The following is a 10,208-nucleotide window of genomic DNA, read 5'->3' as shown; positions in this document are numbered from 1 at the left end:
CCCCACCCCCCCCCCCCCCCCCCCCCCCACACCCCACCACACAACCTCCCCCCCCCCCCCCCCCCCCCCCCCCCGCCCCCCCCCCCGGACTGGTCGGTCATCGCACCGGTCCGAAAGTCGTGGTCGATTTTCGGCAAGCCCGGTGCGAAGATTTGGCGCCGGAGCGTGGCAATGCGTCCGCATGGACGTATGTCGCTCTGGCCGAAGCGGGGCGCCGATGCTGCGATACATCTTACGGCGGCTTTTGACCGCCATTCCGACGCTGTTCGTCATCGTGACAATGGCGTTCTTCCTGATACGCGTCGCACCGGGCGGCCCTTTCAATCAGGAGCGGGGCCTCAGTCCCGAGATCAGGGCCAATCTGGAAGCACAGTTCGGCCTCGACGATCCGCTCTGGCTGCAATATGCCCACTATCTCGGCAATCTCCTGCGCGGCAATTTCGGGCCGAGCTACAATTTGCCTGACTTCACCGTCACCGAACTGTTTGCCAAGGGGCTGCCGATATCGGTCCAGCTCGGCACCTCCGCGCTGATCCTGGCGCTGCTGCTTGGTTCGGTGCTCGGCACCATCGCCGCGCTCAACCAGAACAAGCTTGGCGACTATACGGTGATTGCGCTGGCGACCGCCGGCAGCACTATCCCCACCTTCGTCATCGCTCCTGTGATTCAGCTGGTGTTCGGATTGACCTGGAAGCTGTTGCCGATCGGCGGCTGGGGTGATGGCGCATTGATCAACAAGATCGGCCCGGTGCTGACGCTGGCCTTGCCGCAGATCGCCATCGTTGCCCGCCTGATGCGCGGGTCGATGATCGAGAGCTTGCGTTCGCATCATATCCGAACGGCGCGTGCGCTCGGCCTCTCCGACTGGTCGGTGGTGGTCAAGCACGCGCTGCGCGGCGCCATCCTGCCGATCGTTTCCTTCACCGGTCCGGCAGCCGCGGCGCTGCTCACCGGTTCGGTCATCGTCGAGACCATCTTCTCCATTCCCGGTGTCGGCCGCTATTTCGTCGATGCCGCGCTCAACCGCGACTACACGCTGGTGATGGGGACCGTGGTGGTGATCGCGCTCTTCACCATCGTCTTCAACCTGATCGTCGACGTCATGTACGCGGTCGTCGACCCGAGGGTACGCTATGACTGAGGGTGCGCTATGACTGACATCACAGCCGCCGCCGCTCCGCCGGCCGTCGTCGGCCGCTCGCTCTGGGGCGACGCATGGGCGCGCCTCAAAGCCAACCGCGCCGCCATGTTCAGCCTCTATTACCTGGCCTTCATTGGCGTCATCAGCATCTTCGGCCCCTGGTTCGTGCCGCATCAGTACACCACCATCTATGCCGACTATGTGCGCACGCCGCCAAGCTTTTCAGCCTATCCGAAGCCCGACATGATCGAGACGGCGCTCAAGGATGCCATCAAGCGCATGCGCGTCGACATCAAGGAGTGGAAACTGGACGGCAGTCGCGTCACCGTCACCGTCACCTCGACCAAACCGATCGACGACCGCAACATCCGCTATCTCGACCGCTCCGATGCCTTCGACGATACCAAGATAGAGAGCAAATCGGCCGACGGGCTCGAATTGACTATGACTGCGTCGGTCAAACAGCAGTACTTCCTGTTCGGCACCGACAACACCGGTCGCGATCTTCTCTCGCGAACGCTGATGGCAGGGCGCATCTCGCTGGCCATCGGCCTGCTTGCCGGCATTGTCGCCGTGGTCATCGGTGTCCTCTACGGGGCGGCGGCAGGCTTTTCCGGCGGCAAGATCGACGAGGTGATGATGCGCATCGTCGACGTGCTCTATTCCTTGCCCTTCATTTTCTTCGTCATCATGCTGGTGGTGTTCTTCGGCCGCAACTTCGTGCTGATGTTCCTGGCGGTGGGAGCGGTGCTGTGGCTCGACATGGCGCGCATCGTGCGCGGCCAGGCGCTGTCGATCCGGCGGCAGGAGTATGTCCAGGCGGCCGAAGCCATGGGCGTCGGCCAGCGCGGCATACTGCTGCGCCATGTCATCCCCAATCTGCTCGGACCAGTGGTGATCTACATGACGCTGCTGGTGCCGCAGGTCATCATCCTGGAAAGCTTTCTGTCCTTCCTCGGCCTTGGCGTGCAGGAACCGATGACCAGCTGGGGCGTGCTCATCTCCGTCGGCGCCAAGAACATCGGCACCGCCAACTGGCTGCTTTTGTTCCCCGCCTTCTTCCTCGTGTCGACGCTGTTTGCGCTGAACTTCGTCGGCGACGGCCTGCGCGACGCGCTCGATCCAAGAGACCGATGAAGATGGGACCGATAAAGATGGGGACCGATAAGATGGGGACCGTTGCGATGGAAACGCCCGAAACGATCCTCAGCGTCAAGGACCTTCGCGTCCGCTTCCGCACGCTCGACGGCGCGGTCGAAGCGGTCAAGGGCATCAACATCCACGTCAAGGCAGGGGAAACCGTTGCCGTGGTCGGCGAATCCGGATCCGGCAAGAGCCAGACCATGATGGCGGCGATGAGCCTGCTGGCGTCCAATGGCGAGGCGACGGGTCACGTCGATTATCGCGGCCGCAATCTTCTGACCATGACCAAGAGCGACCTCAACAAGGTGCGCGGCGCCAAGATCAGCATGATCTTCCAGGAGCCGATGACCTCGCTCGATCCACTCTATTCGATCGGCAACCAGCTTATCGAACCGATCCGCAAGCACCGCGGGCTGAACGCAGCCGAGGCACGGAACGAGGCGCTCAAGTTGCTCAGGCTGGTGCATATCCCCGATCCCGAGCGGCGGATGAAATCCTATCCGCACGAAATGTCGGGTGGCCAGCGCCAGCGCGTCATGATCGCCATGGCATTGGCCAACGACCCCGACATCCTGATCGCCGACGAGCCGACGACGGCGCTCGACGTCACCATCCAGGCGCAGATCCTGGTGCTGCTCGCCGAATTGCAGCGCAAGCTCGGCATGGCCATCGTCTTCATCACCCACGATCTCGGCATCGTCCGGCGCTTTGCCGACCGCGTCTACGTCATGCGCTATGGCGAGGTGGTCGAGGAAGGCGAGGCGGAAGCACTTTTCGCCAACCCGCAGCATGCCTATACCAAAATGCTGCTGGCCGCCGAACCGACCGGCACCAAGGCGGCGCCGCCGCCCAGCGCTCCGGTGCTGCTGGAGGGCCGCAATGTCGAAGTGACCTTCAAGATCGGCGGCGGCTTCCTTGCCGGCGAACCGCTGCTGCTACGCGCCGTCGATCACATTTCGATCCGGCTGAAGCGCAACCAGACCATCGGTATCGTCGGCGAGTCCGGTTCGGGAAAATCGACGCTCGGCCGCGCACTTCTGCGCCTGTTGCCCAGCGACGGTGTCATCCGCTTCGGCGACCGCGACATCTCCACCGCCGACCGCCAGGCGATGCGGCCGCTGCGACGTGAGATGCAACTCGTCTTCCAGGATCCGTTCGGCTCGCTGTCGCCGCGCATGACCGTCGGCCAGATCATCACCGAAGGGCTTCTGGTGCATGAGCCGAACCTGTCAGGCAAGCAACGCGATCAGCGCGCCGTCGAGGCCTTGCTCGAGGTCGGCCTCGACCCCAACGCACGCAACCGCTACCCGCACGAATTCTCCGGCGGCCAGCGCCAGCGCATCGCCATCGCGCGTGCCGTGATCCTGAAGCCCAAACTGGTGGTGCTGGACGAGCCGACTTCGGCGCTCGACCGCTCGGTGCAGAAGCAGATCGTCGAATTGCTGCGCAAGCTGCAGGCCGACCACGAACTGTCCTACCTCTTCATCAGCCACGATCTCTCCGTGGTGCGCGCCATGGCCGACTACATCATCGTCATGAGGCAGGGCAAGATCGTCGAGGAAGGCCCGACGGAAGAGATCTTCAGCAACCCGCAGGCCGCCTACACCCAGACGCTGATGGCTGCGGCGATCGATGTCACGCGCTTCAGGCTGAGTGCTTAAGGCGTGACGTTCAGCAGATAATCAGGGTAGGGCCAGTTCGCTTAGCCCGCTGACCTGGGGCATCTGTTGGCCCTTGTCGCGACAATGGCCTCTTGCCGCTGCTTCAGCAGTTCGATTCTGGCCGTCTCACGCTTGGCCACTGCGCTCTTCACGCGCGTGCCGCCGAGCAGCCAGTTCGGCACGCTGGTGTTGGCGACCTTGCCGCGGGTGATGGCGGTTTGCGAGATGTCGCGCGCGGTATCGCCTACGGCGGTGTTGAGCTCGGCGCATGTCATGCTGTCGTATTTCGCCGGGTTCACCGCGCTGCCCAGCGATGAGCAGCCTGCCGCCAGGGACAAAGCGAGCAGCGCTGACAGCCGGCTTGAAATCAACAAATTCATCTTCCGCAAACCTCGTTCCGGCCGCTGTCTCGGCGGCATTCCTATTATCGAGGTAGCGCGGAAGGTTGTCGCGTCAAAACACCATGCTGACAGCGACGCCGACGCAGCCGGTTTGCATCAAGCTATCTTGTGGGTCGGGAGAACAAACACCTAAGTGTCTGTTTTTTCTGGTCGGAGTGGCAGGATTTGAACCTGCGACCCCCTCGTCCCGAACGAGGTGCGCTACCAGGCTGCGCTACACTCCGTGACCAGACCGCGGGCTTATAGCTGCCGCATACCGTTCCTGCAAGCGGCAATGGCAGCGCTTCTGTCGCATTTCGTTGGCTTTCGTCGGCATTCCCGCAAAGCCAGGATGTTCTGTTGGGATAAACCCGGCTTAAAGCCTTGTGTGCTAAGTCGCAGCCTCGATAAATCGTGCTTTCGCCATCTGGAGCTCTGCTGCCTTGCCCCTGAAAATCGTAGGCGACGCCCGGTCCAACAGCTTCGAATTCGAAACCGAAGCGCTGATCAAGGCGTCCGGCTTTCGCGAATACGACGCGCGCTGGTGGTTTGGCCATGCCGGCTCCAGCCAACCGCCGGAGCTGAACCTGATCGGCGTCCAGGCGCTGGGCATGGGCCTGGGCACCTTGATCCGCCGTCTTGGCGCCGGGCCCGACATCGTCACCGGGCATGATTTCCGCTCCTATTCGCTTGCCATCAAGTTGGCGCTGGTTTCCGGCCTGATGGCTGCGGGCGCAAAGGTGAAAGACATTGGCCTGGCGCTGTCGCCTATGGCCTACTTCGCCCAGTTCGCGCTCGACGCGCCTTCCGTCGCCATGGTCACCGCATCGCACAACGAGAATGGCTGGACCGGAGTCAAGATGGGTGCGGCGAGGCCGCTGACCTTCGGACCAGACGAGATGAGCGCACTGAAACAGATCGTGCTGTCGGGCGATTTCGATCTTGCCGGCGGTGGCTCCTACGAATTCGTCTCCGGTTTTCGCGAGACCTATCTCGACGATCTGGTGAGCGACAAGCGCATCGCGCGAAAGCTGAAAGTCGTGGCCGCTTGCGGCAACGGCACTGCCGGCGCCTTCGCGCCACAGGCGCTGGAGCGCATCGGCTGCGAGGTGATCCCGCTCGATGTCGAACTCGACCACAGTTTTCCGCGCTATAACCCGAACCCGGAAGACATGCAGATGCTGCATGCCATCAGGGACAAAGTGCTGGAAACAGGTGCCGATGTCGGGCTGGGCTTCGACGGCGACGGCGACCGTTGCGGCGTGGTCGACAATGAGGGCAACGAGATTTTTGCCGACAAGGTCGGCGTCATGCTCGCGCGGGACATATCAACCCAATACCCCGGCTCGACCTTCGTCGTCGATGTCAAGTCGACCGGCCTGTTCAACACCGACAGCGTCCTGCGCGCCAACGGCGCGAAGACAGATTACTGGAAGACCGGCCATTCCTACATCAAGCGCCGGGTCGCCGAACTGGGCGCCGTTGCCGGCTTCGAGAAGTCGGGCCATTTCTTCTTCAATCCGCCGATCGGCCGCGGCTATGATGACGGTCTCATCACCGCGACCGCCATTTGTGAGATGCTCGACCGCAACCCCACAAGTTCGATGGCCGATCTCTATCGCGCGCTGCCGCTGACCTTCGGCACGCCGACCATGTCGCCGCATTGCGGCGACGAGGTGAAGTACGGCGTGGTCGATCGGGTGGTGGCGGACTTCCAGGCGATGCAGCGCGCCGGCAAGACTTTTGCCGGCCAGAAGATCGCCGAGCTGATCACCGTCAACGGCGTGCGCGTCGTGGCCGAAGATGGCACCTGGGGCTTGGTACGGGCGTCGTCGAACAAGCCGGAGCTTGTCGTGGTTGTCGAAAGCCCGGTATCGTCCGACCGCCGCCGGCAGATGTTCGAGGCGGTCGACGCCGTGCTGCGCCGCAGCCCCGAAGTCGGCGCTTACAACCAGACGTTCTGATTGGACCTTTCATGACCGAGCGCATCGTCAGTTTTGTCATGAGCGGCGGTGTCGGTTCGCGGCTGTGGCCGCTGTCGCGCGAGGACAACCCGAAACAGTTCCACGATCTTTCCGGCGACGGCTCGATGCTGGCCAAGACACTGCGCCGGCTGACGGCGCGGCCGGAGGGCGAAACGCCGATCTTCCTGATCGCCGCCGAGCGCCATGCCGAGCGCGTGCATGCCGACCTTGCCGGCCTCGACCTCGCCGGCGGTGGCCCGCTGTTCGAGCCGACCGGGCGCAACACGGCTGCCGCCGTGGCGCTGGCCGCGTTGCGCACATTGTCGGAGTTCGGCGACAGCCTAGTGCTGGTGGTGCCGTCAGACCATGAAATCGCCACGCCCAAGCAGTTCTGGCAGAGCGTCGAGGCGGGCAGCCAGGCAGCGCTTGCCGGCCGTCTGGTGGTGTTCGGCATCAAGCCGACGCAGCCCGAGACCGGCTATGGGTATATCGAAGTTGCAGCCGAAAGCGGCGGCGTCTTCGACGTGTCGCGCTTCGTCGAAAAGCCCGACCTCGCCACTGCGCAGAGCTATCTCAGTGCGGGCACCTTCTACTGGAACACCGGCATTTTCCTGTTTCGCGCCGGCGCCATGCGCGACGCATTTGCGGCCTTCCAGCCCGACATCTGGCAGGCCACCGAAGCGGCCTACAAGGCAGCGACTTCGGATCTGTCCGGCCTCTATATGCCGCTCGACCTCTACGCCGCCATCCCGTCGAACTCGATCGACTACGCCATCATGGAACGGGCCAAGGACATCGCCATGGTGCCGGCCGGCTTCCGCTGGAACGACCTCGGCTCCTGGCAGTCGCTGCTCGATGTCGGCCCTGCCGACGCCAAGGGCAATGTCGTCGTCGGCGATGTCGTCGCCATTGATTGCGAAAACTCCTACATCAGAAGCGACGGCCGGCTTTTGTCGGCAATCGGTATGAAGGATGTCGCCATCGTCTCGACGGCGGACGCCACCTTCGTCGCCCCGGTCAGCCACAGCCAGCACGTCAAGAAAATCGTCGAGCAGCTGGAAAAGTCGGGCCGGCTGGAAACCAGGTTCACGCCGGCACACGACCGCGTCATCGAGAGCGGCGCCTGGCGTCGGCGCGTGCATCACTGGCTGTTCGAGGAGACCTTGCCGCTGTGGTCGACTTCAGGCGTCGATGAGCGTCATGGCGGTTTCCACGAGGCGCTCGGCTTCGACGGCGAGGCGCTGTTGAAGCCCAAGCGCATGCGCACGACGGCGAGGCAAGTCTACGCCTTCGCCGTTGCCAAGGCCCGCGGCTGGGACGGTCCAGCCGATCGCCTGATCTCCCATGGCATCGCCTTCATGGCCGGCAAGGGCCGCACGGACCGGGGCGGCTGGGTGCGCACGCTCAATGTCGACGGCTCCGTCGCCGACCCAACCGAGGATGCCTACGACCATTCCTGCGTGCTGCTGGCGCTGGCGCATGCGCATATGTGCGGCGATCCGGATGCGCTGCGGCTGGGCCAGGAGACCTTCGTGTTCCTCGACGCGCATCTCGAGGACAGCCGCATGACCGGTTTCCTCGAGACGTCGGACGGGGAGGGCGAGCGGCGCTCCAACCCGCATATGCATCTGCTCGAGGCCTTCCTCGCCTGGTATGAGGCGACCGGCGACCGCACCTATCTGCGCCGCGCCGCGCGCATCATCGACCTTTTCCGCAGTCATTTCTTCGATGCCGAGAGCTGGACGCTGGGCGAATATTTCGATGCCGGATGGAAGCCGGCCGCCGGCGAGAAGGGCACATGGACCGAGCCCGGCCATCATTTCGAATGGGCCTCGCTGCTCACCGATTTCGTCGCCCGCAGCGGCCAGGGCGAGTTGAGCAATTTTGCCCGCAAGCTCTACGCCTCGGCCATCGCCAACGGCCTCAACCGCGCCACCGGCCTTGCCTATGGCGCCGTCTCAAGACAAGGCCTGCCGCTCGACCTTGTATCGCGCAGCTGGCCACAGGCAGAAGCGATCAAGGCGGCGATTGCGCTGGATGGCTCGGGTGGTCCCGACCTCAAGCCGGAAATCGAGGCGCGCGTCGGCCGCCTGTTCCGCTGGCACATCGATCCGGCCCCGCTCGGCCTGTGGATTGACCGCATCGACGAACGCGGCCGCTCCTTGGCATCGGACGTGCCGGCCAGCATCTTCTATCATCTGGTCTGCGCGCTGACGCAGTATCTGGACGGCACGGCGCAGAAGGGGTGAGGCGTTGGAGCTGCCAATCTCCCCCCTTGCGGGGGAGATGCCTGGCAAGGCAGAGGGGGGTGCTGTCCCGCCGACGTCTCAGCTACTCGAAGATCAGACCAAAGGTGGCGATCCGTCACACCCCCCTCTGGCCTGCCGGCCATCTCCCCCGCAAGGGGGGAGATCAGCTGTCACTTCGCTTTCAACCCTCAATACGGGCTCGCCACGTCCCCGGTCTCGACATACACCGCCTTCAGCTGCGAATAGAGCGCTAAAGCCGCCAGCGAGTTCTCGCGCCCGATGCCGGATTGCTTCACCCCGCCAAACGGAATTTCCACTGGCGTCAGATTGTAGGCGTTGATCCAGCAGGTGCCGGCCTGCAGTTCGGCGATCACCCTATGAGCGCGCTGCAGGTCGCGGGTGAAGACGCCGGCGGCGAGGCCGAATTCGGTGTCGTTGGCGCGGTCGATCACCTCGTCCTCGCCGTCGAACTTCAGCACGCTCATCACCGGCCCGAAAATCTCCTCGCGCGCAATGCGCATCTTATCGGTGACACCGGTGAACACGGTTGGCTCTACAAAGAAGCCGCCATCGAACCCTTGCAGCGACGGCACGTTGCCACCGCAGGCGAGCGTTGCTCCATCCTGCCTGCCGGCCGCGATGTAGGAAACGACCTTCTCCTGCTGCGCCTTGTTGACCAGCGGCCCCATCTGCGTCTCAGGATCGAGCGGATCGCCGATGCGGATCTTTTTCGTCCGCTCGACCAGCCGGTCGACGAAGCGGTCATGGATGCCGCTTTGTACGAAAACACGCGTGCCGTTGGAGCAGATCTGCCCGTTCGAATAGAAATTGCCGAGCATGGCGCCGCCGATGGCGTTTTCGAGATCGGCATCGTCGAACACGATCAGCGGCGACTTGCCGCCGAGTTCCATCGTCGCATGCTTCATCTTCGAACCGGCGAGCGACAGCACCTTGCGGCCGGTCGGCACCGAGCCGGTCACCGAAACCTTGGCAACGACATCATGGCCGACGAGGCCGGCGCCGACTTCGCCATAGCCTTGCACGACGTTGAACAGCCCGTCGGGCAGGCCCGCCTCTGAGTAGATCTCGGCCAGCGCCAGCGCCGACAGCGGCGTGTTCTCCGAAGGCTTGAATACCATGGCGTTGCCCATGGCGAGCGCCGGGGCGGATTTCCAGCCGGCGATCTGGATCGGATAGTTCCAGGCGCCGATGCCGACGCACACACCGAGCGCCTCGCGGCGCGTATAGGCAAAAGGTCCACCAAGATCGATCGCCTCGCCGTTGAAGGCGGCAACCGCGCCGCCGAAATATTCGAGGCAGTCGGCGGCCGATAGTGCATCCGCCACCAGCGTCTCCTGGATCGCTTTGCCGGTGTCGAGCGTCTCGATCCGCGCCAGATCGGCGTTGCGCGCGCGCAAAATGTCGGCGGCGCGGCGCAGGATGCGGCCACGCTCGACCGGCTTCATCCGCGCCCAGGCCGGTTGTGCGGCCCGCGCGGCTTCGATGGCGAGCTCCAGCACGTTCGGAGTCGCCGAATGCAAAGTGGCGATGACCTCACCGGTCGCCGGATAGATCACCGGCAGCGGCGCGCCGCCTTCGTCCTCGATGTAGCGGCCGTTGACATAGTGCGATGCCGTTGGCTGGGCGCGCATGCTGTTCTCCAGATGTAT

At 63.9% G+C, this 10,208-nt stretch carries 7 protein-coding genes and 1 tRNA gene; 5 read left to right on the top strand and 3 right to left on the bottom strand.

What is annotated here, in order from left to right:
* The first annotated feature begins 217 nt into the window (after positions 1-217).
* The 3 genes from NKI32_RS22180 to NKI32_RS22170 are packed head-to-tail and all read left to right on the top strand — an operon-like array spanning position 218 to position 3,945.
* Positions 218-1,141 (top strand): ABC transporter permease subunit, encoded by a 924-nt coding sequence (locus NKI32_RS22180; protein ID WP_023684574.1) that lies wholly within the window; start codon positions 218-220, stop codon positions 1,139-1,141.
* Between the two features lie 9 nt (positions 1,142-1,150).
* A complete protein-coding gene (locus NKI32_RS22175; protein WP_023670736.1) occupies positions 1,151-2,278 on the top strand; it encodes an ABC transporter permease in 1,128 nt (375 codons plus the stop codon).
* Between the two features lie 47 nt (positions 2,279-2,325).
* Positions 2,326-3,945 carry an ABC transporter ATP-binding protein gene (locus NKI32_RS22170; RefSeq protein ID WP_353003604.1) on the top strand — a complete coding sequence of 540 codons (1,620 nt, stop codon included), beginning with the start codon at positions 2,326-2,328 and terminating at the stop codon, positions 3,943-3,945.
* Positions 3,946-3,986: 41 nt separating this feature from the next.
* Here the strand turns inward: NKI32_RS22170 and NKI32_RS22165 are convergent, their stop codons facing one another.
* Positions 3,987-4,325 carry a hypothetical protein gene (locus NKI32_RS22165; RefSeq protein WP_023684572.1) on the bottom strand — a complete coding sequence of 113 codons (339 nt, stop codon included), beginning with the start codon at positions 4,323-4,325 and terminating at the stop codon, positions 3,987-3,989.
* Positions 4,326-4,493: 168 nt separating this feature from the next.
* A tRNA-Pro gene (locus tag NKI32_RS22160) sits at positions 4,494-4,570 on the bottom strand.
* Between the two features lie 198 nt (positions 4,571-4,768).
* Between NKI32_RS22160 and NKI32_RS22155 the strand changes: the two genes are divergently transcribed.
* Together NKI32_RS22155 and NKI32_RS22150 are read left to right on the top strand one after the other, a co-directional pair.
* A complete protein-coding gene (locus tag NKI32_RS22155; protein ID WP_352512397.1) occupies positions 4,769-6,289 on the top strand; it encodes a phosphomannomutase/phosphoglucomutase in 1,521 nt (506 codons plus the stop codon).
* Between the two features lie 11 nt (positions 6,290-6,300).
* Positions 6,301-8,538, top strand: coding sequence for a mannose-1-phosphate guanylyltransferase/mannose-6-phosphate isomerase (locus tag NKI32_RS22150; protein WP_352512396.1), 2,238 nt, complete (start codon positions 6,301-6,303; stop codon positions 8,536-8,538).
* 188 nt (positions 8,539-8,726) lie between these two features.
* Here the strand turns inward: NKI32_RS22150 and betB are convergent, their stop codons facing one another.
* Complete coding sequence (gene betB, locus NKI32_RS22145) at positions 8,727-10,190, bottom strand: betaine-aldehyde dehydrogenase (RefSeq protein WP_353003601.1); 1,464 nt, start codon at positions 10,188-10,190, stop codon at positions 8,727-8,729.
* Positions 10,191-10,208 lie beyond the last annotated feature (18 nt).

It is taken from the genome of Mesorhizobium sp. M0761 (assembly GCF_040320205.1).
Taxonomy (GTDB): domain Bacteria; phylum Pseudomonadota; class Alphaproteobacteria; order Rhizobiales; family Rhizobiaceae; genus Mesorhizobium.
Note: the sequence above shows the minus strand (reverse complement) of the source record. Positions and strands in the feature narration are given on the sequence as shown.